This window comes from Niallia sp. (genome assembly GCF_031978665.1).
GTDB lineage: Bacteria > Bacillota > Bacilli > Bacillales > Cytobacillaceae > Niallia.
In genome coordinates this window covers 98477-124563 of sequence record NZ_DALZDK010000002.1, presented here as the reverse complement: position 1 = coordinate 124563, position 26087 = coordinate 98477, and the positions used below count along the sequence as shown (strand labels likewise).

The window sequence follows — 26087 nt, the reverse complement described above, 5'->3', positions numbered from 1 at the left end:
CAATGGCAATAGATAAACTTATTGTAAAAGGTGCAAGAGCAAATAATTTGAAAAATATTGATATTACCATACCGAGAGATCAATTAGTAGTCATAACCGGTTTATCTGGTTCTGGGAAATCTTCCCTTGCTTTTGATACGATTTATGCGGAAGGACAACGTAGATATGTAGAATCTTTATCTGCTTATGCCCGCCAGTTTTTAGGTCAAATGGATAAGCCGGATGTTGATTCGATTGAAGGACTATCCCCTGCTATTTCCATAGATCAGAAAACAACTAGTCGAAATCCACGCTCAACTGTTGGGACAGTAACTGAGATTTATGATTATTTAAGATTATTATTTGCAAGGGTAGGTAGACCAACCTGCCCTGAGCATGGAATTGAAATTTCTTCCCAAACAATTGAGCAGATGGTCGATCGTATTCTCGAATATCCTGAGAGAACGAGACTTCAAGTACTTGCACCAGTAGTATCAGGGCGCAAAGGCTCTCATGTGAAAGTGCTAGAAGATGTGAAGAAACAGGGATATGTTCGATTACGAATCGATGGCGAAATGCATGAAATTAGTGATGATATTTCCTTAGATAAAAATAAAAAACATAATATTGAAGTAGTTATTGATCGCTTGGTTGTCAAAGAAGGGATTGCTGCTCGACTTGCTGATTCCCTTGAATCTGCTTTACAATTTGGGAATGGGAAAGTAATTATTGATGTTATCGAACAGGAAGAATTGCTTTTCAGTGAACACCACGCGTGCCCAATTTGTGGCTTCTCTATTGGCGAATTAGAGCCGAGACTATTTTCCTTCAATAGTCCATTTGGAGCGTGTCCAGATTGTGATGGTCTCGGAAATAAACTAGTTGTAGATGTGGATTTAGTAATTCCTAATTGGGATTTAACCCTGAAAGAAAATGCAATCGCTCCATGGGAATCAATTAGTTCTCAGTACTATCCACAACTTCTGGAAAGTGTATGTAACCATTATGGAATTGACATGAATATACCGGTCAAGGAGATTCCCAAAAATCTAATCGATAAAATTCTTTATGGTTCAGGAAAAGAGTACATCCATTTTCGTTATGAAAATGATTTTGGTCAAGTAAGAGAAAATGATATCCAATTTGAAGGCATTATTAGAAATGTGGAAAGAAGATTTAAGGAAACAAGCTCTGATTATATACGAGAGCAAATGCAGAAATACATGGCAGAACAGCCATGTCGTACATGTAAAGGCTATCGTTTAAAGAAAGAGGCATTAGCTGTCTTAATAAATGGGCAGCATATTGGAAAAATTACGGAAAAATCAGTGGTAGAATGCTATCAATTTATGGAGCAGGTTGATCTTACTGAAAAAGAAAAACAAATTGCTAACTTGATTCTAAGAGAAATAAAAGAAAGAGTCGGATTTTTAATAAATGTCGGCTTGGATTATCTGACCCTAAGTAGAGCAGCAGGAACCTTATCTGGTGGGGAAGCGCAAAGAATTCGATTGGCGACGCAAATTGGTTCAAGACTTACTGGCGTGCTCTATATTCTAGATGAACCTTCTATTGGTCTTCATCAAAGAGATAATGATAAATTAATTGATACATTAAGACAAATGCGAGATATTGGAAATACATTGATTGTCGTAGAGCATGATGAAGATACGATGATGGCTGCAGACTATCTAATTGATGTAGGTCCTGGTGCAGGTGTACATGGAGGAGAAATTATTTCAGTCGGAACACCAGAAGAAGTTATGAATGATTCACAATCGATAACAGGCCAATATTTATCAGGAAAAAAATTCATTCCACTTCCATTAGAAAGAAAGCAAGCTGATGGCAGATTTATCGAAATAACTGGTGCGAAAGAGAATAACTTAAAAAATGTAAATGTAAAAATCCCCCTTGGAATGTTTATTGCTGTCACAGGCGTTTCTGGCTCTGGGAAAAGTACGTTAATCAATGAAATTCTCCATAAAGGTTTAGCGCAAAAACTTAATCGTGCAAAAGCAAAACCTGGACAGCATAAAGAAATTAAGGGAATAGAACAATTGGAAAAAGTAATTGATATTGACCAGTCTCCAATTGGACGAACACCTAGATCCAATCCTGCAACTTATACTGGAGTCTTTGATGATATACGGGATGTTTTTGCAACGACAAATGAAGCAAAGGTACGTGGATATAAAAAAGGGCGTTTCAGTTTTAATGTGAAAGGCGGAAGATGCGAAGCCTGCCGCGGAGACGGAATTATTAAAATTGAAATGCATTTCCTTCCAGATGTTTATGTTCCATGTGAAGTATGTCATGGAAAACGATACAATAGAGAAACATTGGAAGTGAAATACAAAGGGAAAAACATTTCAGATGTATTGGACATGACAGTGGAGGATGGTGTTGCTTTCTTTGAAAATATACCAAAGATTCATCGCAAACTCCAAACCATTGTGGATGTTGGCTTAGGATATATTAAGCTCGGACAGCCTGCAACTACTTTGTCAGGTGGAGAAGCGCAAAGAGTGAAATTAGCTTCTGAATTACACCGCCGTTCCACTGGGAAGTCTTTTTATATATTAGATGAGCCGACTACAGGTTTACATGTTGATGATATTTCAAGATTATTAGTCGTACTTCAGCGATTAGTCGAAAATGGCGATACAGTCTTAGTCATTGAACATAATCTAGATGTAATAAAGACTGCAGACTATATAATCGACTTAGGACCAGAGGGTGGAGATAAAGGTGGAACCATTTTAGGGACAGGTACACCTGAAGATATTGCAGATTTAAAAGGTTCCTATACTGGGAAATATTTAAAGCCAATCTTAGAAAGAGATCGGCAACGAATGAAGCATCATATAGAAGAAGCTGAAAAGATTGCTACAACTTAAAATGGAATAATGAGATGGGGGCAGTAGAAGAGTCGTCTAATAAATAGTGAAATATTTATAGAAGTCATTCTCTACGAGAGACCTCCATCTCTTTTTTATTTCTTAATTAGAACTCTTCTGAAATGAAAAAGAATTACATAAACTAAAAAGGATTCTTAACTTAGATGTTCAGATAGATAAGAAGTAATGAAACTTTTAGGAGGGATAATTCGTATTAGAATATTGAAATGGCTATTGGGAATTCTACGCGGACTTATCGGGCCTCTTATTTAGAAGATGGTTTCCTTAAAGTTTAAACTTTTTAACTCATTGGTATTGTTGAAAATATGGCAAATAATCTCATCTATTTACCTAATATCATTATTACACACATTTTATAGTGTATAGTTTTGAATTTGCGGTTTTATATGAAGCATTGTAAAAAGAATAGGCTGTTTTCTAATAGATTGTTGCTTTTTCAATAGAAAAAATCAATTAATGAGAAAAAACAGAGCAGTCTGAATACACGTAGACTCCTATGGGATTAGCGAGAAAGGTGAGACCCCACAGGCGGAAGCCGAGGAGGCTTAAGCGTAGCCCATGGAAAGCGAAGTGTATTCATGCTGCGGGTCATAGCAAGAAACTTTACGAAAACAGCCAAAGAATAAAACAGATTCTATTTTGAGGAGGATTTAAAGTGGCTGACGAAAAAAAGCGAATTTTAGAGTTAGTGGAAAGTGGGAAATTGACAGTAGATGAAGCGTTAAAGCTAATGGAAAAGGTTGATGAAGTGAATGAAAAGAAATCACTAAATGAAGAAGAAAAGAAGATATTAGAAGATTTTCAAGAAGAAACAAAATTCCACGAAAAGAAAAAAGAAACTAATCCGAATTACGGTTTTAACTTTCAAGCAGCAAAGGATAAGCTTTTTGACTTTGTTGATACAACGATAAAGAAGGTAAAAGAAGTAGATCTTGATTTGAATTTTGGTCACTTTGAAGAAATTTCTCACATTTTTCAATACAATAATATTTCACCAAATAAGCTGGATATTGATATTCCAAATGGAGAAGTGGAGCTTATTCCTTGGGATCAAGAAGAAGTAAGTATTGAGTGTAAAGCGAAGGTGTATCGAGTAAATTCGAGAGAAGAAGCGAAAAGGGTGTTTTTAAAGGAAGTACAGGTAAACGTAGATGATGAACAATTAGTAGTCAAAACAAATCATAAGTGGATGAAGGTAAAAACACAAGTGTACATCCCACAAACTTCTTATGAATCGGCAATTATTCGCTTATTTAATGGACCGATTACTACATTTGATGTTAAAGCGGAAAAATTGTATGCTAAAACAGCTAATGGTAAAATTACGCTAAAAGCTGGTGAAAATACAAAGGTAGAAGCTGATGCAGCAAACGGCAGTATAAAAATAGAAAAAGGAAATATTCAGAAGCTTGATGCCGAAACAATTAATGGTTCGATTACAGTGGATGGTTACTTTAATAAGGTAGATCTACAAACCTTTAGTGGCAGTATTTCGTGCACGAATCATGCCGAGAATTGTGAAGTGCTAGAATTTCAAGGGACAACAGGAAGTATGGAGATAAGTTTACCAGGCACAATAGCAATTAGTGGTGAATTAAAAACGAATTTTGGCGGATTTAATGTAGAGTTAGAGGGAATTCAGATAATAGAAGAGAAAAGTGAAGTTCTTCAAAAAACGTTACAATTTAAATCGATACAGTCAAGTGAGCGTCATACAAAATTGAACGCCAATACAAAATCTGGATCGATCAAAGTAAAAAAAATTGAAAAAGGCAATAATTAATTGAAGAAGTCGAAAAGGTAAATAATCGTTTTAGGTGTGGAGAAATAGTGAATGTACAAATGCCACTTTTAAAGGCATTTGTCTTCAATAGATACTGTCCTAACATTATCGGTTCTACTATGCAAAATGAGGAGTAATTTGAATGAGATGGATTATAGGAATACTGATTAATGCTATTTTCTTTGTGGCATTAGCCGGTTTATTTCAGGATTATTTTTATTTATCTGGGATAGGTGCTGCAATAGGAGCAAGTGTCGTTCTATCCCTGCTAAATATTATTGTAAAGCCAATATTAATTTTATTGACATTACCTGTTACAATAATTTCGCTGGGACTATTTTTATTTGTCATCAATGCAATTACATTGTCGCTCACAGACAGATTGATGGGAAACAGTTTTGAAATATCAAGTTTTAGTATGTGCTTGCTTTTTAGCATTTTACTTTCACTTTGTAATATAATTGTTCAAAATACAGTTCTTCGAGGAGAAAAAAGGTAACTTACTGCCAAAATAAAGGAGTGGAATCTATTCACTGCTTTATTGGCAGTTTTTTTTGTATGAGTAACAGGAGCGGGAAAGCAATTGTAATAGAGGAGAGGTAACAATCTTTACTACATATGATAGGATAATTTCCAATCTGCTATTACATTTACCTTCATTTCTCTTTTCAGTGTTCATCAAATGAATATTAAGTAGTCCAGCTTTCCTAATATTTTGCTTGAATTCTGGCATATATTTATCTTTTAATGCTAAAATAAGGTGAATATGGAATTCTAAATAATGACTAAAATTAAACAGTTTTGTTCTGTTTATAAAACTAACAGCATTGACCTTTAAAGGAGGAGCTTCATGGCGGCGAAAGTATTAATAAAAGATGTTATTGAAGAGTTTGAATTAGAAATTGTAAGTGGAGAAGAAGGAATTAATCGACCAATTACGGTTAGTGATATATCAAGACCAGGTCTAGAAATGGCTGGCTATTTTAACTATTATCCAGCGGAGCGTGTACAGTTATTAGGGAAGACTGAACTATCCTTTGCAGAACGTTTAAGTGATGAGGATCGAGCAAATCGATTATCAAAATTATGCAGTGATACAACTCCAGGGATTATTATAACTCGTAATATGGAAGTGCCTCCGCAATTAATTGAGGCATCAGAAGAACTAGCAGTACCAGTATTGCGATCTAGGCATAAAACATCACTTTTTTCCAGTAGACTGACAAATTTCTTGGAAAGAAAACTTGCGCCTACAACAGCTGTTCATGGTGTTCTTGTCGATATTTATGGTGTAGGAGTTTTAATTACCGGAAAGAGTGGCGTAGGTAAAAGTGAAACAGCTCTTGAGCTCGTTAAGCGTGGTCACCGTCTAGTTGCTGATGACTGTGTGGAAATTCGTCAAGAAGATGAGAATCTAATTGTCGGAAGTTCACCAGAGTTAATTGAGCATCTATTGGAAATTCGCGGATTAGGAATTATTAATGTCATGACTTTATTTGGAGCGGGGGCTGTTCGTACTCATAAGAAAATTTCTATGGTTATGTCTTTGGAATTATGGGAGCAGAACAAGCAATATGACCGTTTAGGGTTAGATGAAGAAAAAATGAAAATAATTGATACAGAAGTAACGAAGCTTACGATTCCAGTACGTCCAGGTCGAAACTTAGCGGTAATTATTGAAGTAGCTGCAATGAATTTCCGTTTAAAACGAATGGGTGTAAATGCAGCAGAACAATTTACGAATAAATTGAATAATGTTATATCGGATAAAATTTAAAGAGATCTAAAGAAAAAAGGGGAAAAGGTAATATAGAACCATTTATTTAACGAGCTTTTTAAAAGAAACCCTTGGGAAATAGGAGGAAATCAGATGGAAGATATACGACCAATCGATCCAATTGCTTTTTCATTAGGACCAATTGATGTAAGGTGGTATGGACTTATTATCGGATCTGGGTTGATTCTAGCTCTTATTCTTGCGATGCGAGAAGGGAATAGAAGAGGACTTGGAAAGGATGACTTTCCAGATTTAATGTTATGGGCAATTCCAATCTCGATTATATGTGCGAGAATTTATTATGTCCTGTTTGAGTGGAGCTATTATAAGGATCATATAGGAGACATTCCAAAAATTTGGAATGGAGGCATTGCCATCCATGGTGCATTAATTGGGGCTATTGTCACTACCTATATTTTTACAAAGAAAAAGGGGATTTCCTTCTGGAAAATGGCCGATATTGCAGCACCTAGTATTATTCTTGGACAAGCAATCGGCCGTTGGGGCAACTTTATGAACCAAGAGGCACATGGTGGGGAAGTAACACGGTCCTTTTTAGAAGGTCTGCATTTGCCAACCTTTATTATTGATCAGATGTATATTAACGGAACTTACTATCATCCAACTTTTTTATATGAATCATTATGGAATATTATTGGATTCGTGATTTTACTAGCTTTACGGAAAGTGAACTTACGGAGAGGAGAAATATTCTTATCTTATGTCATTTGGTATTCGATTGGGAGATTTTTCATAGAAGGTATGAGAACAGACAGTTTAATGATTGGTGATTTGCGAATGGCTCAATTAATTTCCTTAGCCTTGATTGTATTTTCAGTTGTCGCAATCGCTTATAGAAGAAAAGGCGGCTTTGCAAAGGAACGCTATTTAGATACAAATGGTTAATGATAGAAAGGAATGTTTTAGGTTGACTGGAAAAATTAATACGGCATTATTTGATTTAGATGGAACACTTATTAATACAAATGAATTAATTATTTCGTCTTACTTACATACACTAAATCATTATTACCCAGGAAAATATGGCAGGGAAGATGTAATTCCTTTCATGGGACCGCCATTATTAGAAACATTTGAATCCATCGATAAATTGCGGGCTCAGGAAATGATGACAATGTATCGTGCCTATAATATTGAGAATCATGACCATATTGTTACCATATTTGATGGTGTGTATGATGCAATTAAAGAACTAAAGGAAAGAGGCTTTAAACTTGCGATTGTATCAACAAAGCTTTCTGATGTGGTAGAAATGGGCTTGAAATTAACAAAATTAGATGAGTTTTTTGATGTAGTGGTTGCATTGGATCATGTTACAAAGGCAAAGCCAGATCCAGAGCCGGTTCTGCTTGCGCTTGAAAAACTAAAGGCATCCCCAGCAGAAGCGATTATGGTTGGTGATAATAAACATGATATTTTGTCAGGCAAAAATGCTGGTACCTTAACAGCGGGAGTGGCATGGACACTAAAGGGCAAGGAATTCTTGCAAGTATATAATCCTAATTATATTTTTGAGAATATGAAAGATATACTTTCTATTCCTGAAATCCAATCAACATGAGAAAAACGACAAGATATCCAGTTAGCGGTCCCAATTCTTTATGGCATGTATATAAAACGGTTCCTTTTCTTAAGGTAATTAAGAATTTTATCGTTATCCAAACAGCGAGATATATGCCATTTTTGAAAGTGAAGAACTGGATGTACCGTAAGCTTTTGAAAATGAAGGTAGGAGATCACACTTCCTTTGCTTTAATGGTAATGCTTGATATTATGTTTCCTGAAAAAATTAAAGTTGGAAAGAATAGTGTGATAGGATACAATACAACCATTCTTGCCCATGAATATTTAATAGAGGAATACAGGCTGGGAGAGATTGAAATTGGAGATGAAGTAATGATTGGTGCTAATTCAACGATTCTCCCTGGTGTGAAAATTGGGGATCATGCTATTGTATCTGCGGGCACCCTCGTACATAAGGATGTCCCTGCAGGAAGCTTTGTTGGCGGAAACCCAATGCAAGTGATCTATACAGCGGAACAAATGGAAGAGCGCAGAAAAAATGAACCTTCTTATGTATTAGATGAATAAATAGAGGCTAGCCTATCTGTTCGTTATTCCAAGATTTATATCTTTGGAGTAGCAATAGATAGGTCTTTTTTTAAATGTCTGATTTATTAAAAAATAATATGATTAAGCGAATTTTCTTTTAAATGAAACTTTTCCCTTGACCTAAGATAAGACGAAGAGTACACTAAAAACAACTCTTTAATTTGGTAGTATATTAGCGAACTAAAGGATTTGGAATTTTAAAAAATGAGGTGTAATGATGAGCAGCTTATTTATGTTTGAAAAGCCATTAGGCATGAGAGATACATTGCCAGCCATATATGAAAGAAAATATAAGGTAAAACAAAAAATGGACGCAGAGATAAAGAAATGGGGATACCAATTTATTGAAACCCCAACATTAGAATATTATGAAACAGTCGGTACAGCGTCTGCTATTTTAGATCAACAGCTTTTTAAATTATTAGATCAGCAAGGACATACACTTGTTCTTCGTCCAGATATGACAGCTCCAATAGCGAGGGTAGCAGCATCAAAGCTTTTAACAGAGGACTTACCATTGCGACTTGCCTATAATGCATCTGTTTTTCGTGCACAGCAACGAGAAGGTGGGAGACCGGCGGAATTTGAGCAAATAGGCGTTGAATATATCGGTGATAAAACCATTAGTGCCGATGGAGAAGGTATTTCTTTACTCGTTTCCACTCTTCAACAAGCAGGAGTGAAGGATTATCAAGTATCGGTTGGCCATATTGGTTTCGTGCAGGCTTTTTTCCAACAAATCCTTGGAACGAAAGAACGAGCAGATAGTTTAACGAAATATTTATATGAGAAAAATTATGTGGGGTATCGCCAACATGTGGAACAGCTAGCATTATCAAGTATTGATAAACAACGCTTAAATGATTTCTTAAAACTTAGAGGCAGAGAAGAAGTAATTGGGCTTGCTTATCAATTGATCGAAGGGGATCAAGGTGCGAAAGCAATTGATGACTTAAAGCAGCTTTGGGATATTCTCGTTGATTATGATGTGGCAGATAGAGTGACATTTGATTTATCCCTTGTTAGTCATATGAGTTACTATACCGGGATTGTATATGAGGTATACGCAGAGGGTGTAGGTTTTCCAATTGGAAGCGGTGGTCGCTATGACTTATTATTAGAGAAATTCGGAAAAAGAACTGGTGCAACTGGTTTTGCCATTCGTGTTGATCGATTATTAGAGGCGCTGGGGAATGTGGAAAAAACAGCAACTATTCAGTGCATTTTATTTAGTAATGAGCGTAGAAAAGAAGCATTCCAATTAGCTCAGGAGAAAAGACGAGCAGGAATCCATGTAATCACGCAAGATATTAATGGAGTGAAAGATGTGGATGCTTGTACGAAGCAATACAGTGAAATTACGCTATTAGTTGGGAAAAAAGGAATGGAGGTTGTCAAATGAACGATATGCTAACTATCGCCATGCCAAAGGGAAGAATTTTCGAAGAGGCAGCTGATTTATTAAGAGATGCGGGCTTTCGTTTACCAGCTGAATTTGATGACTCTAGGAAATTAATCATCGATGTAGAAGAAGAGAATTTTCGCTTTATTTTGGCAAAACCAATGGATGTGCCAACCTATGTGGAGCATGGTGTAGCAGATTTGGGAATCGCTGGAAAAGATGTCATGCTGGAAGAAGAAAGAGATGTTTATGAATTGCTAGACTTACATATTAGTGCTTGTTATTTGGCAGTAGCTGGTCTTCCGAATACAGAGCTTAATGAAATAGCACCAAGGGTTGCAACAAAATATCCTAATGTTGCAGCGGCGTATTTTCGTGAACAAGGGTCTCAAGTTGAAATAATTAAGCTGAATGGTTCGATTGAGCTTGCACCTATTATTGGATTGACGGATCGGATTGTAGATATTGTATCAACAGGAAAAACACTTGTTGAAAATGGACTCGTCGAATATGAAAGAATAGTAGATATTACTTCAAGATTAATCGTAAATCCTGCAAGCTATCGATTAAAGGATGGACGAATCAGTGAATTAGTAGACAGACTTCAACAAGTAGTAAAGGCGAAACTACTATTGAAATAACTAGAAAGGGGTTTTCTAGATGAGGATTGTGACAGAGATAGACAATATTAGCTTAAAACGTTCTGTTGATGCTGGAACAGAAGAACAACGAAAAGCAGTTATTGACATAATGGATAATGTAAAAAGAAATGGTGATCAAGCACTTATCGAATATACGAAAAAATGGGATGGAGCAAATCTATCAAGTCTTCTTGTAAGGGAAGAAGAGATAGCGACTGCCTATGATTATGTAGAAAAAGACATGATTTCCATTATCAAAGAGGCAGCTGCAAACATTAAAGAATACCATCAAAAGCAGCTGAAAACTTCATGGGATTTTACACAAGCAAACGGATCAATTCTTGGTCAAAGAATTCTGCCTTTAGATTCAGTTGGAGTTTACGTGCCAGGTGGAACAGCAGCCTATCCTTCATCGGTATTAATGAATGTTATTCCAGCACTCGTTGCAGGAGTCAATCGAATTGTTATGGTATCGCCACCAAGCGAAAACGGAACGCTACCTCATGCAGTATTAGTAGCAGCAGATATTGCTGGAGTAAAAGAAATTTATAAAGTTGGTGGAGCGCAGGCGATTGCTGCCTTAGCATACGGAACAGAATCGATTGAGAATGTCGATAAGATTGTTGGCCCTGGAAATATCTTTGTTGCCCTTGCCAAAAGAGAAGTATTTGGAGATGTTGCGATTGATATGATTGCCGGTCCAAGTGAGATTGCGATTATAGCGGATGAAACGGCGATCGCAAAAGAAATAGCAGCAGATTTATTATCACAGGCTGAGCATGATGAAAGAGCATCCTCTGTTCTCGTAACTACCTCTCGAACATTAGCAGAAGAGGTTTCGAACGAAGTAGAGATGCAGTTAAGTGATTTACCACGAAAAGAGATAGCAAAAAAATCAATTGATCAATATGGATTAATTGTTGTAGTTGAAACACTCGAAGAAGCTGCAACAGTAATTAATACAATTGCCCCGGAACATTTAGAAATAATAACAGAAAATCCATATGATATTCTGGAAAATATTCGCCATGCAGGGTCTATTTTTATAGGACGATATAGTTCAGAACCAGTCGGAGATTACTTTGCTGGAACTAACCATGTATTGCCAACAAATGGTACCGCAAGATTCTCTAATCCATTAAATGTAGATGATTTTCAAAAAAAATCCAGTGTCATCCAATACAGCAAAGCAGCATTTCAAGAAAATGCCCAAAAAATAGCTAAATTTGCCCGATTAGAAGGATTAGAAGCACACGCAAGAGCGATAGAAGCACGAGATTTGTAAAGGAAAAGTATCGTCCCTATAAGTGTTGAATTATGGTCGCTGAGTGATTGGATCAGAGTGGAAATCAAAGGCAATTATTTAAAAGCTGAAACTACAATTTAAAAATAAAGTATAGAATCTTAATGATTTTTAATGAACCTACATAAAAGGAGGAAGAAAAAATGGGAAGAACTGCTGCAATCAATAGAAAAACAGGAGAAACAAGCATTCAGCTATCTTTAAATGTAGACGGAGAAGGAGTTTCTGAAATCGATACTGGCGTACCATTTATGAATCATATGCTAGATTTATTTACAAAACACGGACAATTCAATTTAACGGTACAAGCAAATGGCGATATAGAAGTAGATGATCACCATACAACAGAAGACATTGGAATATGCCTTGGAATGGCGCTAAAAGATGCTCTCGGAGATAAAAGGGGTATTAAACGATATGGAAATAGCTTTGTGCCAATGGATGATACATTAGCACAAGTTGTTATTGACTTAAGTAATAGACCACATTTAGAATTTCGTGCTGAATTTCCAAGCGATAAGGTAGGAACCTTTGATACAGAGCTTGTGCACGAATTCCTTTGGAAATTTGCATTAGAAGCTAGGATGAATCTTCACGTTATTTTACACTATGGGCAAAATACTCATCATATGATAGAAGCAATTTTTAAAGCAATGGCACGTGCTTTAGATGAGGCTACAACGATTGACCCTAGAATAAAGGGAATTCCTTCCACGAAAGGGATGCTGTAAATGATCGGGATTATTGATTATGGAATCTGTTCAGTGTTAGTAAAGCGTTGGAACGATTAAATGCTCCTTATTTTATTTCAGAGGACAAAGAAGCGTTGTTACAAGCAGATGCGTTAATTCTTCCAGGAGTAGGTGCATTTAAAGATGCGATGGCAAAATTAAAGGAAACAGGCTTATCTGAGATGATTGAGGCATTTGTCGACAGTGGCAAGCCTTTATTAGGAATATGTCTTGGAATGCAGCTATTGTTTGAGTCAAGTGAGGAGCATGGCTATAGTGAGGGATTGAAGTTATTGCCTGGCAAAGTAGTCCGTTTTCCTGGTATTACAGAAGAGGGGTCAGCTTATAAGGTTCCTCATATGGGCTGGAATAAGCTTCAATTTAAGAAAGACTCATCGATAACTCCCAATATGGACGATGATTTTGTTTATTTTGTGCACTCCTATTATGCAGATACCAAAGAGGAAGTAATCATTGCGAGCTGTTCCTATGATAAAGAGGTTCCGGCAGTGGTAGGAAGAAACAATGTATATGGCATGCAGTTTCATCCGGAGAAGAGTAGTAAATTGGGTATGCATCTATTAAGCAACTTTGCTAATTTAATACAGGAAGGATGAACTTACATGACTTTTACTTTATATCCTGCCATTGATATGCGGGGCGGAAAGTGTGTCCGTTTGCTTCAAGGGGACTATAAAAAAGAAACAATCTATGGAGATTCCCCGTTTGATATGGCAAAAAGCTTTGTGGATCAAGGTGCTAAATGGATACATATGGTTGATTTAGATGGTGCGAAGGATGGCAAGAGAGTAAATGACCAATTTGTTATTGATGCAGCCAAAAAATTAGGTGCTCAAGTACAAATTGGGGGAGGAATTAGGCAAGAAGGAGATATTGTCCATTATTTAGAAAATGGTGTAACAAGAGTAATAATCGGTAGCATCGCTGTTTCCAATCCAGACTTTGCGATGGAGATGATTCGCAAATATGGAAAGGGAATCGCCATTGGTATTGATGCGAAAAAAGGGTTTGTTGCAACACATGGATGGCTGTCTACTTCTGAGGTGAAAGCTGTCGAGCTTGGGAAACGCTTTGCAGATGCAGGAGCTGAAACCTTTATTTTTACGGATATTGCAACAGATGGCATGCTAAGTGGTCCAAATGTGGACGCAATCGAAGAAATGGCTATGATAACCAAAAAAGAAGTAATTGCATCCGGTGGGGTAAGCAGTATCGGGGATCTTAACCGACTTAAGGAAATTCACGCTAAAGGTGTCGGTGGTGCAATCATTGGTAAAGCATTATATGAAAGAAGATTTACATTAAAAGAAGCTTTAGAGCAAATGAACTGACAAAGTCGAAGAAACTTTTGGAACAAGCTCATTGTGAGAGGGGTTTTAATATGTTAACCAAGCGGATTATTCCATGTTTGGATGTAAAAGACGGACGCGTTGTTAAAGGAATCCAATTTGTTCAATTAAGAGATGCTGGAGATCCGGTGGAGTTAGCGCGCTTTTATGATGAACAAGGAGCAGATGAACTTGTATTTCTCGATATTTCTGCTTCTCATGAAGGACGAAAAACGATGGTAGAGGTCGTCAAGGAAGTTGCATCCCAGCTTGCTATTCCTTTTACTGTTGGTGGGGGGATTCATTCATTAGAGGATATGAAAAAAATCCTTCGTGCAGGGGCGGATAAGGTATCTTTAAATACAGCAGCAGTACTTAATCCTTTTTTAATTGAAGAAGGGGCTAATTTTTTCGGTTCTCAGTGTATTGTTGTTGCGATTGATGCGAAGTATGATTCAGAACTTGGATCGTGGCGTGTTTACACACATGGCGGAAGAAATCCAGTAGATAAAGAGGTTATTACGTGGGCGAAAGAAGTTGTAGAACTTGGAGCCGGTGAAATCCTATTAACTAGCATGGATTCGGATGGAGAGAAAAATGGCTTTAACCTAGCATTAACAAAAGCAGTGAGCGAGGCGGTTTCTGTTCCAGTAATTGCTTCAGGAGGAGCTGGAAATGCTGAGCATTTTGAAGAGGCTTTTAAAGAAGGGAAAGCAGATGCTGCGCTGGCTGCCTCTATTTTTCACTATAAAGAAACGTCTGTTCACGAAGTAAAGGAATATTTGAAGGAAAAGGGAGTGCTTGTTAGATGAATGTCGAGGAATTGAAGTTTGATGAAAAAGGATTAATCCCTGCTATTGTACAGAATGCTACGACGAAAGAAGTATTAACACTTGCATATATGAATAAGGAATCCTTAGAAAAATCCTTGCAAACAGGAGAGACTTGGTTTTATAGCCGTTCTAGACAAGAGCTTTGGCATAAAGGAGCTACAAGCGGGAATACACAGCAAATTGTCGAGATTAAATATGACTGTGATCAAGATGCATTAGTAGTATTCATTAATCCAAATGGCCCAGCTTGCCATAATGGAACAACAAGCTGTTTTGTAGAAAGCATCTATCAAAATAAGGAAGCGGTTGAAACGACTTCCGCAGATTATCAGATTCTAGCTAATTTAGAGAATATTATTGAAGAAAGAGATATCGATCGCCCAGAAGGTACATATACAACCTATTTATTCGAAAAAGGGGTGGATAAGATATTAAAGAAAGTCGGAGAAGAGGCTGCAGAAGTTATTATTGCTGCGAAAAATCGAGATGCAGAAGAGCTGAAGTGGGAAGCATCCGATCTTCTTTACCACTTATTTGTTTTATTACGTGAACAAAAGCTTCCATTCTCAGAGATTTTGCAGGTATTGAAAGATCGTCATGAAGAAAAGCAAGGAAAGTAAGAGAATAGGAGAAGGCTCATTCGCTGAGAAGAATGAGACTTCTCCTCTTATTGTGTTTTTCATAATCTTAACCGAAGTTTACGTGTTTCAGGCTGCTTTGCGTTCTTGAAAAATATCCTTTCATCGGTTCATATGTTAATACTCCTTCCTTTCCTACCGATAAGTTTTTAGCTCTAAATCGAACACTTTTTTTCGAAAAAGGATTGACTCTTCTCCGAATTGTATTTAGTATGGTATAATTGTTTAGTTAACAGGAACTATTTATTTTAGCTTGCTATTTACCTCTTGTTTTATAAGGGAACATATATATTGGAGGATTTATGAATAAAAACTCAAGTAGAGTACAACCGGTGGGTAAACTTATTACATTTAATCCTACAGGCGAATTTTATTTTAATAAAGGAATTAAAGCATATCATCAAAGAGATTATTATAAATCCCTGAAATATTTGCAAAGAGCATTGGCATTGGAACCAGGAGAACCAATGATTGCATGTCAGCTTGCAGTTGTTTATGCAGATGTTGGAGAATATCAAAAATCAAATGAACTTCTCCATGTTATAATTGAAGAATTAGATGAAGAGATGGTTGAGTGTTATTATTTCCTAGCGAATAATTACGCCCATTTAGGATTTTTTAAAGATGCATATTATCATGCTAAACTATATTTAAGTCTGGATAAAGATGGGGAGTTTGTAGAGGATACGGAGGACCTAATGGAGGTTCTATCTTTGGAATCGGATGAGCTAGAGGAAGAGGAAGCCTATGAGGAAGAAGATTTAATTACAAGACAAGAACAGGCAAGAGCATTGCTAGAGTCTGGTAACTTTTCTAAAGCTGTGGAAGTGCTGACGAAAGTTATTCAAGACTATCCGGAGTATTGGTCTGCTTATAATAATTTAGCTTTAGCTCATTTTTACCTTGGCCAATCGGCAAAGGCTAGTGAAATTTTAGAGCATGTATTAACCCAGAATATCGGAAACTTACATGCTCTATGTAATAAGCTTGTATTTGCTTATTATCAAAATGACGACTCTCACGTTAGGGAATTGGCAGCTGTTCTAAAGAAAATCAACCCTATTTCCGTTGATCATCAATTCAAACTAGGCACTACTTTTGCACTTATAGGCGAATATGATACTGCTTATTTCTGGTTGAAAAAAATCTATAAACAAGGCTTCCAAGGGGACGGTTCTTTTTATTATTGGTTATCTTATGCAGCTTATTATACGGGAAATAAGCAAACCGCGAAAAAAGCTTGGAAAAAGGTAATGGATGAGCATCCAGAAAAAGAAGGGCAAGAGCCATGGAACAACTTGGAGCATAAGGTAAGTGGATTTGAGGAACATCTTAGTTCTATTCTAAAAAGATTTGAAAGCAATCATGTAGAGGAACGATTGTTTGCAACTTTCTTAACGTCTGTATCTAGTCATAAGGAAAAAATCCTTTCCTCTTCTGCTATTCAGCAAAAGAATGTTTTTACGAAAATAGAGAAGGATTATTTAGCTTTTGTTAAGTTAGGTACCGAGATAGAGGATCCGTTCTTATATGTTGCACATCATACAGCAGAACAAATCTATACAAACTATCACCCAATTGGAACCGAAGAGACTAGTTTATATTTATTATGGTTTTCAGCTATTTTGGAAATGCAAATGGCTGGAGTTTTATATAAAAATTGTATTGCTAGCGCAGCAGCTATCGATTATCTGTGGAATCAGACTCGTGTAACGAAGAAAACACAACAAGAAATTGCTGATCAGTATGGACTTTCTACATCAACCTTACAGAAATATATAAAGTCGCTGAAAAATTATATGCAGCCTATTTATAGTTAGTTTCCATCATTTTAGGATGCATTATGCATCTTTTGAAAAAAATAAATAATACGTAGAAGCAGTTTGATTCGTTTAGAATTTAGACTGCTTCTTTTTCTATGGTTGTTACTTTTGAAAAGAGATGCGATATGAAGGAATAATGCATTTAAAATAAAACGATTAAATAATTAAATAGACGATAAAAAGAGCTATAATTAATCTGATAGTATAGTGAATGACATTGATGTTTCCATATAGGTAGAAACCATTTGCAATTTATCTCCTCCGTAATAGAAAAATTTTAGGGGATTGATCCTGTTAAATGCATTAAAAATAAGGGGGTTAACCCCATGTCAATAGGTATCTTTAGAAAAGGAGAGTTAGAAATGAAAATTGGGGAGTTTGTGACATTACTAAATACGACAAAAGATACTGTTCGGTACTATGAAGAATTAAATTTATTAAAACCTAATTGGCGAAATAATAAAAAAGAATATAGTGATAAAGAAATCCTCGACTTTCAAGTGGTTAAAGAGTTAAAGGAATATGGTTTTTCCTTAAAAGATATACAGTTAATTTTTTCTTTAAAGCAGGCTTTAGATTGTGGCGATAAACAACTAATTGGTCAAGTGTATCAGGTCTTAACAAGTCAATTAGACAAGCTTTTGCAAGAAGAAAAGGAAATAAAAGAACGGAGATTAATTTTAGAAAACGAGGTGAAGAAACTAAAGGGTTTGTTATAGCTGTTATTAAGAAAATTAGGTGAGAAATTACATAATAACGAGATTGTCTTTTGAAAATTTTTCAAGCTTGAGCAGATTTTTGGACGGATAGGGTATTGGTTTTATAGGATAGTAATAGATAATCATACTTATAATAAGAAAAGGAAATTATTTAAGCGTGGATTCTTTAATCTAAGCGTGAATTTAGTATAATAAAATGCGTTAGTTAATGGGAAAAGGAGTTTTTTGAAAATGACAGAAGAAAAAATTTATGATGTTATTATTATTGGGGCAGGTCCAGCTGGAATGACAGCTGCTGTTTATACATCTCGTGCCAATCTTTCTACGTTAATGATTGAAAGAGGAATACCGGGTGGACAGATGGCGAATACAGAAGAAGTGGAAAATTTCCCTGGATTTGAAAGTATCTTAGGACCAGATTTATCCAATAAGATGTTTAATCATGCGAAAAAATTCGGTGCTGAATACGCTTATGGTGATATTAAAGAAATAGTGGATGGAAAAGAATATAAAACAGTTAAAGCGGGATCAAAAGAATTTAAAGCTAGATCCATTATTATTTCTACAGGCGCAGAATACAAAAAGGTTGGAGTGCCTGGTGAAAAAGAATTAGGCGGTCGTGGAGTATCTTATTGTGCTGTATGTGATGGTGCGTTCTTTAAGAATAAGCGTCTATTCGTAATCGGTGGCGGAGATTCAGCTGTTGAAGAAGGTGTATATTTAACTCGTTTCGCTTCACAAGTAACAATTGTACACCGACGTGACGAATTAAGAGCACAGAAAATTCTTCAAAAAAGAGCATTTGATAACGATAAAGTGGACTTTATTTGGAACCATACGATAAAAGCAATCAATGAAAAGGATGGAAAAGTGGGCAGTGTAACACTAGTTTCTACTGTGGACCAATCAGAACAAGAGTTAGAGGCAGACGGTGTGTTTATCTATATTGGCATGGTTCCATTATCCAAGCCGTTTGAAGGCTTGGGAATTACCAACGAAAATGGCTATATTGTAACGAACGATCAAATGGAAACGAATGTACCAGGAATTTTTGCCGCTGGAGATATTCGCGAAAAAACACTTCGTCAAATTGTTACTGCAACAGGAGATGGAAGTATCGCTGCTCAAAGTGCTCAGAACTATGTGGAAGAGTTAGAGGAAACATTAAAACAACAAGCATAATCGTCTTAAAAGTGTCATTCCGTTTTAATTGGAATGTAACAGTAGTGAAACATATTTGGGGTATCATATAAGTAGAAATTGACCCCCTTTTAAGATATATATTTTTAGCATAGGCATATATAGCCTATGCCTTTTTTTTTGGCAGATTTTGGGTTTGGCTGATAAATGGTAACTTTCGCGAATAACTTCGAAGTTTTCGCGAATACTTCGCTTTTTTCACGAATTACTCAGTAATTTTTGCGAATATCGCATTAAATGACACAAATACTCCTATTTCATTCAAAAAAATCTTTTGAAGGGTAATAAATTCTCCCTCGATTTTCACCTTTATAAGGTAATTTCATCGAAACAAGAAGCCGATTAGCGATATCTTTGGAAGAAATATGGACAAATTCACGAAATTCTTTACTGGTAATAGAAGGTTTGATTAAGAGGAAATAATCCTCCACTGCTTTTATATGGGCTTGTTTATCAAATGTGGAACAGGATGGGCAAAACCAGTTGCGTATTTTTCGTATCATCGCAAATTCTTTACAGTAGGGGCATTGAACACCTGAAATAATATCTTTTTGGCTTATTCCGTATTTTTCCATTACGTTTGTATTATCTGGAGTATGATGCTTGCGAAGAAATATGGAGATTTTATGGAGGTTCTTTTTATCTATAACATTTACTTTTAATTTTCTTTGTAACTGATCCCATTTTTCAAGAAAACTGTGACATGAAGAACATGATTTTTTATCGAGGGATTTCCTTTTATGATAGTGGAGGTTTGGAAATAATAACGATTGGTTCCAAGTATCCTTCTTCTTGATTATTTCTAATTTGGGTAAACTGATTTAAGGTTGTATCAATCATTAATATGTCTAAATAGTTTTTACAATCAATAATGACAATAAAGAAACGAGTCAGCAGGAGATAGTCTATATGAAAATAAGATTTTCCATTGTATAAACGAAGATTATGAATAATAAAGCATTCTTTATCTGGTAGAAAATCAAGGTAGTAGGTTAGTTCCTTTTCACCTTTTTAGCCACGTATATGAATAGAGACATCCTTTTGATGATCAAATATTTATTTCCGCGTTGTAAGAGTGCTTCCATTTTTCTTAACTTCAAACTTTTTTTGCAAAATTGACATACAAGAAAAATATACATCCTTTTCTAAAGATTATTTACTCATTCACCGTAATGTATTAAGAATCCTTCCTAATTGGAAAAGGCAATTTATTGTGGGGGCATGACAATAATAGTATAATAAAAAGAATGGATAAAAGAAGTGCCTACATACAGAGAAAATCGGGGTGAATAATTTGCAACGTGTGACGAATTGTTTGTTACTTAAAGATAATAAGGTTTTGTTATTACAGAAGCCAAGACGCGGTTGGTGGGTAGCGCCAGGTGGAAAAATGGAGCCTGGGGAGTCTGTGCGAGATTCTTGTATTCGAGAATACAGAGAAGAAACAGGTATTTATTTAAGAAATCCTAATATTAAAGGAATTTTCACCTTTATTATTAAGGACGGAGATAAAATTGTATCGGAGTGGATGATGTTCACCTTTTTCTCTACAAATGCAGATGGTGTCAATGTAGATGAATCTGCTGAAGGAAAAATTGTCTGGCACGATTTAGATGATGTGAAAAACTTGCCAATGGCTGAAGGCGATTATCATATATTAGATTACATGATCCATGGTAATGGGATTATCTATGGAACATTTACTTATACACCAGATTTTGAATTAATTAGTTACCGATTAGATCCAAGCTAAAGATTTATAGGGGGGAATAAAAATGAGTGTAAGTGAGCCACAAATCGTAATCATCACAGGCATGTCAGGAGCAGGAAAAACAGTTGTTATCCAAAGCTTTGAAGACTTAGGATTTTTTTGTGTAGATAATCTACCTCCGACTCTTTTACCTAAGTTTCTTGAACTTATGAAAGAGTCGGAGAATAAGATGAATAAGGTTGCTCTTGGGATGGATTTGCGGGGCAGAGAATTTTTTGATGATTTATTCACTGCGCTAGACGATTTAGCAAATTCCTGGGTTGTGCCGAAGATTGTTTTTCTAGATGCTGATGACAGCGCCTTAGTTAGAAGGTATAAGGAGACTAGAAGAGTTCATCCCCTTGCACCGTCTGGACTTCCTTTAGAAGGAATCAAATTAGAAAGAGAAATGCTAGAAGAGCTAAAAGGGAGAGCACAAATCATTTATAATACATCGCAAAGCTCTCCAAGAGAACTTCGTGAAAAGATTTTAAAAGAGTTCTCCGTTAATAAGCAAACTATCTTTACTGTAAATGTGATGAGCTTTGGATTTAAGTATGGACTTCCTATAGATGCAGATTTAGTATTTGATGTGCGTTTTTTACCAAACCCTCATTACGTGGAGCATATGAGACCGAAAACTGGATTAGATGTAGAGGTATCCAGTTATGTGTTGAAATGGACAGAGACAGGTCAATTTTTGGAGAAAATAATTGATTTGTTAACGTTTATGCTACCCCAATATAAGAGAGAAGGAAAATCGCAGCTTGTTATAGCGATTGGCTGTACTGGGGGGCAGCACCGCTCTGTTGCATTAGCAGAATATATCGGCCATCATTTTGAAAAGGAATATAACATTGCTATTGCTCACCGTGATATGGAGAGGAGAAAGGACCAACAGGCATGAGTGAAAAGGAACAGCCAAGGATTGTAATCATCGGGGGGGGAACAGGCCTTTCTGTGCTTTTACGTGGATTGAAAAAATATCCAGTAGATATAACGGCAATCGTAACGGTAGCCGATGATGGAGGAAGCTCTGGAAGACTAAGAGAAGATCTTGATATCCCCGCACCTGGAGATATTCGCAATGTATTAGCGGCATTATCAGATGTGGAGCCGTTAGTAGAGGAAATGTTTCAGCATCGATTCACAAATAGTAAAGATTTAGATGGACATTCATTAGGCAATTTAATATTAGCTGCAATGACGTCTATTACTGGTAATTTTACCTATGCGATTCAAGAAATGAGCAAAGTACTTAATGTTCGTGGTAAAGTATTACCTGCAACTAGTCATAGTGTTATTTTAAATGCAATAATGGAAGATGGATCCGTTGTGGCGGGAGAATCTAGTATTCCGAAGGCCGGGAAAAAGATAAAAAAAGTATTTCTAACCCCGGAGGATTCTGCGCCACTTCCTGAAACCATACATGCTATCCAGCAAGCAGATCTTATTGTGATGGGGCCTGGAAGCTTATATACGAGTATCTTGCCAAATTTAGTTGTCCCAGAAATTAAAGAGGCAGTTCAAGATGCAAAGGCAAAAAAAGTTTATATATGCAATATTATGACACAAGCAGGAGAAACGTTGGATTATACGGCAAGTGATCATGTGAAGGCGTTATATGAACATGTTGAAAAACCGTTTATCGACATAATTATCGTGAACAAAACCAATATACCTGCGAATGTACAACAAAGATATGATGAAGAAAAAGCAAAGCCTGTGGTTTTTGATATAAATCGGCTTGAGCGGATGAATCTGGATGTGATTGCAGGGGACATCATCAAGCTTGATCAAGGTGTTATTCGCCATAATACTGTAGAAGTGGCGAAAATTCTCTATTCTCTACTTGGATAAAGGAGAGGCTGAAATTATAAATCGCTTATAATATGAGATTATGTGAATATCCTCATTTATTGATGGGGATAGAGCTTAAGTGAAAAAATTTTAGTAGAGATTCTTGAAAGCACTGCTTTTTTCTAATAAGGGGGGAAGGACATGTCTTTTGCGTCAGAAACAAAAAAAGAATTGACAACAATTGAAGCCAAGAATTGCTGTGGTAAAGCGGAATTATCAGCACTGATTCAAATGAATGGGACACTTTCCTTTTCCAACCAGAGGCTAGTTGTAAATATACAGACAGAGAATGCGGCTATAGCTAGAAGGATTTATACCTTGATAAAAAGGTATTTTGATATACCGGTTGAATTGCTAGTTCGTAAAAAAATGCGCTTAAAAAAGAACAATGTTTATATTGTGAGGATTTCCAATCATGGAAAAGAAGTACTGGAGGAATTAAGTATTCTTAAAGAAGGTTTTGTGTTTACCCATGAAATCGCACCAGAGCTAATTAAGAAGAAATGCTGTAAACGTTCCTATTTAAGAGGTGCCTTTTTAGCAGGCGGATCTGTAAATAATCCAGAAACATCTTCTTACCATCTAGAAATTGCTTCATTGTATAAAGAACATATAAATGCGCTTAGTGATTTAATGAATACTTTTGGGCTTAAGAGTAAGACATTAGAAAGAAAAAAAGGATTTATTGCTTATTTAAAGGAAGCAGAAAAAATAACCGAATTTCTTAATATTATTGGTGCACATGGGGCGCTTCTTCGCTTTGAAGACATTCGCATTGTTAGAGATATGAGGAATTCAGTAAATCGATTGGTCAATTGTGAAACAGCCAATTTAAATAAAACAATTGGAGCTGCATTAAGACAAGTTGAGAATATTCGTTATATTGATAAAACAGTTGGATTGCAAATCCTTCCTGATAAGCTTAGAGAAATTGCGGAGCTACGAGTAGCATATCAAGATGTAACCTTAAAAGAATTAGGGGAAATGGTATCTCCAGGTAATATAAGTAAATCTGGCATCAATCATCGTTTAAGAAAAATTGATGAAATTGCTGATGCTCTTCGTCGTGGAGAGGCAGTAAAATAACAGAAATGGATAATATATCTAATCAGTGGTATATATTATCCATTTTTTTGTTTTTATTAAAAATGCGTTATCAGAAAATTCTTCTAAAATTGAATATTCTTTCCCATGAATAGAGCAAAAAATTCATTTTCCTTGTATAATAGATATATTACTACTTTGTTGAAGGGGAGGATGTTCGATGGTGGAGCAGGATATCATAGTTGACTTAAAAGCAGGGCTTCAAGCGAGACCTGCAGCTTTATTTGTGCAAGAGGCAAGTAATTACTTATCAGAAGTATTTATTGAAAAGGATGGAAGGAGAGTAAATGCAAAGAGTATTATGGGAATAATGGGCTTAGCGATAAATTCTGGAGCAACAATCAAACTTATTGTGGATGGTAGCGATGAAGTGGAAGCGCTTCAGAATTTACGTGAATTGCTAAAGTAAATCTTTTGATTAATAAAAACTCTCCTTAAAAAGGGCTGTTCCAAACTTTTGATTTGGAACAGCCCTTTTAATAAGTTTATTTATTTTTCTTGTCTTCAAGTGAATTACGGCTGATAACATGGTCCACTAAACCATATTCTTTTGCTCTATCAGCAGTCATAAAGTTATCGCGTTCTGTATCTTTTGCAATTATGTCAATTGGTTGACCAGTACGCTCAGATAGGATACCGTTTAACTTATCACGTAAGAATAAAATACGTTTAGCAGCAATCTCGATTTCTGTTGCTTGCCCCTGTGCTCCTCCAAGTGGTTGGTGAATCATTACTTCACTGTTTGGAAGAGCATAACGTTTGCCTTTTGCACCAGCAGCAAGTAAGAATGCACCCATAGAAGCAGCCATACCAATACAAATAGTTTGAACATCTGGTTTAATATATTGCATTGTATCATAAATCGCCATTCCAGCAGTAATACTTCCGCCTGGGCTATTGATATAAATAGATACATCTTTTTCAGGATTTTCTGTTTCTAAGAATAAAAGCTGTGAAACGATAGAGTTAGCTACATTATCATCAATAGCACTACCAAGCATAATAATACGGTCTTTTAATAAACGAGAATAGATATCGTAAGCACGTTCTCCTCTGTTTGTTTGCTCAATAACTGTAGGAATTAAATTCATTTAAAATCCTCCTTTATAATGTCTGTTTGAAAACGATAAGTATTTGTTTCTTCAGTTAAGATAGAAAACTCAAAACTGTATGTATTTCTAATGATACACGGATGGTCAATTAAGGTCAAACGTAAAAGCCTGAATACCTAAAAATATCATTCGACATCTTTTTTATATGAGCGTCAGACTTTAGTTATTTATTGTTTCCATCCTTTCATTTCGTCTACAATCCTCTCTCCATGATACCCATTGCTCTTTTTTTTAAACATCATCTATTGCATAAAATAGGAACTTCGCTTATAATATGAAGGCGTAACTTTAGTGATGCTTAAGTTAATATCATGCCTTCGTGGTGCAACGGATAGCACGTAAGATTCCGGTTCTTAAAATGGGGGTTCGATTCCCTCCGAGGGCGCTAATAGATGTTAAAAAAGGTTTTTCTGTTGTCTTGTACCCAGAAAAACCTTTTTATTTTAAGACTCCTTGCATTTCCTTTAAACATCATATTTGAAGAAATATAATTCCTACCTTATTATACTCCCATATGGATATACCTTTAAACAAAGCTTTTCATATAAAATATTTATATATCCAAATCCCTTCATTACTTACCTATAATTCTTTTTCTTTAAGAAGTTTTCTATTCTAAAAAAATAATTAAAAATAACAGGAATAATAATTCGTTTTTTCCAAATAGTAAGAAAAGATAGAACGACACTTTTTCGTCAAATTTTACAAAAAATAGACACATATCAGTTGAATTCATACTATACTGGTGTTAGAATTGTTCATGTAGCAGGGAGTTATTTTTTTGTAGTATCCGGGACACAAAATGTCTATGCGGGACTTCTGACGACCACTGTAAGTGAAGGAGAGCATCAAGCATGGTTTCATTTATTGAGATTCAAAAAAGATTATTACCTGATTTACTTACAGTTATGCAAAAAAGGTACTATATTCTGCAGTATATTAAGAATATGCAGCCTGTCGGAAGAAGAAGTCTGGCTGTGAGCCTAGGACTGACCGAAAGAGTCTTGAGAAGTGAAGTCGAGTTTTTAA

General features: G+C 35.9%; 25 protein-coding genes, 1 tRNA gene and 2 pseudogenes. 25 read left to right on the top strand and 3 right to left on the bottom strand.

The genetic code is table 11. From position 1 onward, the window contains the following. Window positions 1–2 precede the first annotated feature (2 nt). The 18 genes and pseudogenes from uvrA to trxB all read left to right on the top strand — a co-directional run bounded on the left by uvrA (window position 3) and on the right by trxB (window position 19214). Window positions 3–2879 carry an excinuclease ABC subunit UvrA gene (gene uvrA, locus RTL21_RS01790; protein ID WP_312092720.1) on the top strand — a complete coding sequence of 959 codons (2877 nt, stop codon included), beginning with the start codon at window positions 3–5 and terminating at the stop codon, window positions 2877–2879. 676 nt (window positions 2880–3555) lie between these two features. Beyond that, window positions 3556–4683, top strand: coding sequence for a DUF4097 family beta strand repeat-containing protein (locus tag RTL21_RS01785; protein WP_312092718.1), 1128 nt, complete (start codon window positions 3556–3558; stop codon window positions 4681–4683). A gap of 142 nt (window positions 4684–4825) precedes the next feature. After that, window positions 4826–5182 carry a phage holin family protein gene (locus RTL21_RS01780; protein ID WP_312092716.1) on the top strand — a complete coding sequence of 119 codons (357 nt, stop codon included), beginning with the start codon at window positions 4826–4828 and terminating at the stop codon, window positions 5180–5182. 351 nt (window positions 5183–5533) lie between these two features. Beyond that, entirely contained in the window at window positions 5534–6460 is a 927-nt protein-coding gene (gene hprK, locus RTL21_RS01775; protein WP_312092714.1) for an HPr(Ser) kinase/phosphatase, read from the top strand. Between the two features lie 93 nt (window positions 6461–6553). Continuing rightward, complete coding sequence (gene lgt, locus RTL21_RS01770; RefSeq protein WP_312092712.1) at window positions 6554–7366, top strand: prolipoprotein diacylglyceryl transferase; 813 nt, start codon at window positions 6554–6556, stop codon at window positions 7364–7366. Further along, on the top strand, window positions 7359–8042 hold the full coding sequence (ppaX, locus tag RTL21_RS01765; protein ID WP_312092710.1) for a pyrophosphatase PpaX: 684 nt from the start codon (window positions 7359–7361) through the stop codon (window positions 8040–8042). Before lgt ends, ppaX begins: the two co-directional genes overlap by 8 nt. After that, window positions 8039–8572: an acyltransferase gene (locus tag RTL21_RS01760; RefSeq protein ID WP_312092708.1), complete on the top strand. Its 534-nt coding sequence runs from the start codon at window positions 8039–8041 to the stop codon at window positions 8570–8572. The genes ppaX and RTL21_RS01760 overlap by 4 nt, the downstream gene beginning before the upstream one ends. A 238-nt stretch (window positions 8573–8810) precedes the next feature. Continuing rightward, window positions 8811–9995: an ATP phosphoribosyltransferase regulatory subunit gene (locus tag RTL21_RS01755; RefSeq protein ID WP_312092706.1), complete on the top strand. Its 1185-nt coding sequence runs from the start codon at window positions 8811–8813 to the stop codon at window positions 9993–9995. Continuing rightward, window positions 9992–10636: an ATP phosphoribosyltransferase gene (hisG, locus tag RTL21_RS01750; protein ID WP_312092704.1), complete on the top strand. Its 645-nt coding sequence runs from the start codon at window positions 9992–9994 to the stop codon at window positions 10634–10636. The genes RTL21_RS01755 and hisG overlap by 4 nt, the downstream gene beginning before the upstream one ends. 19 nt (window positions 10637–10655) lie before the next feature. After that, window positions 10656–11921, top strand: a complete 1266-nt coding sequence (gene hisD, locus RTL21_RS01745) for a histidinol dehydrogenase (RefSeq protein WP_312092702.1) — start codon at window positions 10656–10658, stop codon at window positions 11919–11921. 161 nt (window positions 11922–12082) lie between these two features. Next, window positions 12083–12670, top strand: coding sequence for an imidazoleglycerol-phosphate dehydratase HisB (gene hisB, locus RTL21_RS01740; RefSeq protein ID WP_312092700.1), 588 nt, complete (start codon window positions 12083–12085; stop codon window positions 12668–12670). Beyond that, a pseudogene (gene hisH, locus RTL21_RS01735) lies at window positions 12671–13287 on the top strand (imidazole glycerol phosphate synthase subunit HisH). A 6-nt stretch (window positions 13288–13293) separates the two neighbouring features. Next, window positions 13294–14022 carry a 1-(5-phosphoribosyl)-5-[(5-phosphoribosylamino)methylideneamino]imidazole-4-carboxamide isomerase gene (hisA, locus tag RTL21_RS01730; protein WP_312092698.1) on the top strand — a complete coding sequence of 243 codons (729 nt, stop codon included), beginning with the start codon at window positions 13294–13296 and terminating at the stop codon, window positions 14020–14022. A gap of 50 nt (window positions 14023–14072) precedes the next feature. Next, on the top strand, window positions 14073–14831 hold the full coding sequence (gene hisF, locus RTL21_RS01725; RefSeq protein ID WP_312092696.1) for an imidazole glycerol phosphate synthase subunit HisF: 759 nt from the start codon (window positions 14073–14075) through the stop codon (window positions 14829–14831). After that, window positions 14828–15472: a bifunctional phosphoribosyl-AMP cyclohydrolase/phosphoribosyl-ATP diphosphatase HisIE gene (hisIE, locus tag RTL21_RS01720; RefSeq protein ID WP_312092694.1), complete on the top strand. Its 645-nt coding sequence runs from the start codon at window positions 14828–14830 to the stop codon at window positions 15470–15472. Before hisF ends, hisIE begins: the two co-directional genes overlap by 4 nt. 320 nt (window positions 15473–15792) lie before the next feature. Further along, on the top strand, window positions 15793–17310 hold the full coding sequence (locus RTL21_RS01715) for a tetratricopeptide repeat protein (protein ID WP_312092692.1): 1518 nt from the start codon (window positions 15793–15795) through the stop codon (window positions 17308–17310). A 329-nt stretch (window positions 17311–17639) separates the two neighbouring features. Continuing rightward, window positions 17640–18032: a helix-turn-helix domain-containing protein gene (locus RTL21_RS01710; protein ID WP_312092690.1), complete on the top strand. Its 393-nt coding sequence runs from the start codon at window positions 17640–17642 to the stop codon at window positions 18030–18032. Window positions 18033–18257: 225 nt separating this feature from the next. After that, a complete protein-coding gene (trxB, locus tag RTL21_RS01705; protein ID WP_312092688.1) occupies window positions 18258–19214 on the top strand; it encodes a thioredoxin-disulfide reductase in 957 nt (318 codons plus the stop codon). 275 nt (window positions 19215–19489) lie between these two features. Here trxB and RTL21_RS01700 read toward each other — a convergent pair whose 3' ends face one another. Beyond that, complete coding sequence (locus RTL21_RS01700) at window positions 19490–19807, bottom strand: hypothetical protein (protein ID WP_312092686.1); 318 nt, start codon at window positions 19805–19807, stop codon at window positions 19490–19492. 163 nt (window positions 19808–19970) lie between these two features. Next, window positions 19971–20183: a nuclease-related domain-containing protein gene (locus RTL21_RS01695; protein WP_312092873.1), complete on the bottom strand. Its 213-nt coding sequence runs from the start codon at window positions 20181–20183 to the stop codon at window positions 19971–19973. Between the two features lie 343 nt (window positions 20184–20526). Between RTL21_RS01695 and RTL21_RS01690 the strand changes: the two genes are divergently transcribed. The 5 genes from RTL21_RS01690 to RTL21_RS01670 all read left to right on the top strand — a co-directional run bounded on the left by RTL21_RS01690 (window position 20527) and on the right by RTL21_RS01670 (window position 24355). Then, window positions 20527–20985 carry an NUDIX hydrolase gene (locus RTL21_RS01690; RefSeq protein WP_312092871.1) on the top strand — a complete coding sequence of 153 codons (459 nt, stop codon included), beginning with the start codon at window positions 20527–20529 and terminating at the stop codon, window positions 20983–20985. A 22-nt stretch (window positions 20986–21007) separates the two neighbouring features. After that, on the top strand, window positions 21008–21889 hold the full coding sequence (rapZ, locus tag RTL21_RS01685) for an RNase adapter RapZ (RefSeq protein ID WP_312092684.1): 882 nt from the start codon (window positions 21008–21010) through the stop codon (window positions 21887–21889). Further along, entirely contained in the window at window positions 21886–22842 is a 957-nt protein-coding gene (locus RTL21_RS01680; protein ID WP_312092682.1) for a gluconeogenesis factor YvcK family protein, read from the top strand. Before rapZ ends, RTL21_RS01680 begins: the two co-directional genes overlap by 4 nt. A 141-nt stretch (window positions 22843–22983) precedes the next feature. Continuing rightward, window positions 22984–23928, top strand: coding sequence for a DNA-binding protein WhiA (whiA, locus tag RTL21_RS01675; protein ID WP_312092680.1), 945 nt, complete (start codon window positions 22984–22986; stop codon window positions 23926–23928). A 178-nt stretch (window positions 23929–24106) separates the two neighbouring features. After that, on the top strand, window positions 24107–24355 hold the full coding sequence (locus RTL21_RS01670; RefSeq protein ID WP_312092678.1) for an HPr family phosphocarrier protein: 249 nt from the start codon (window positions 24107–24109) through the stop codon (window positions 24353–24355). 76 nt (window positions 24356–24431) lie between these two features. Here RTL21_RS01670 and clpP read toward each other — a convergent pair whose 3' ends face one another. Then, a complete protein-coding gene (gene clpP, locus RTL21_RS01665; protein ID WP_312092676.1) occupies window positions 24432–25037 on the bottom strand; it encodes an ATP-dependent Clp endopeptidase proteolytic subunit ClpP in 606 nt (201 codons plus the stop codon). A 334-nt stretch (window positions 25038–25371) separates the two neighbouring features. Between clpP and RTL21_RS01660 the strand changes: the two genes are divergently transcribed. Continuing rightward, window positions 25372–25443, top strand: a tRNA-Arg gene (locus tag RTL21_RS01660). A gap of 469 nt (window positions 25444–25912) precedes the next feature. Then, window positions 25913–26087, top strand: a pseudogene (locus tag RTL21_RS23205) (hypothetical protein); the annotation flags it as partial.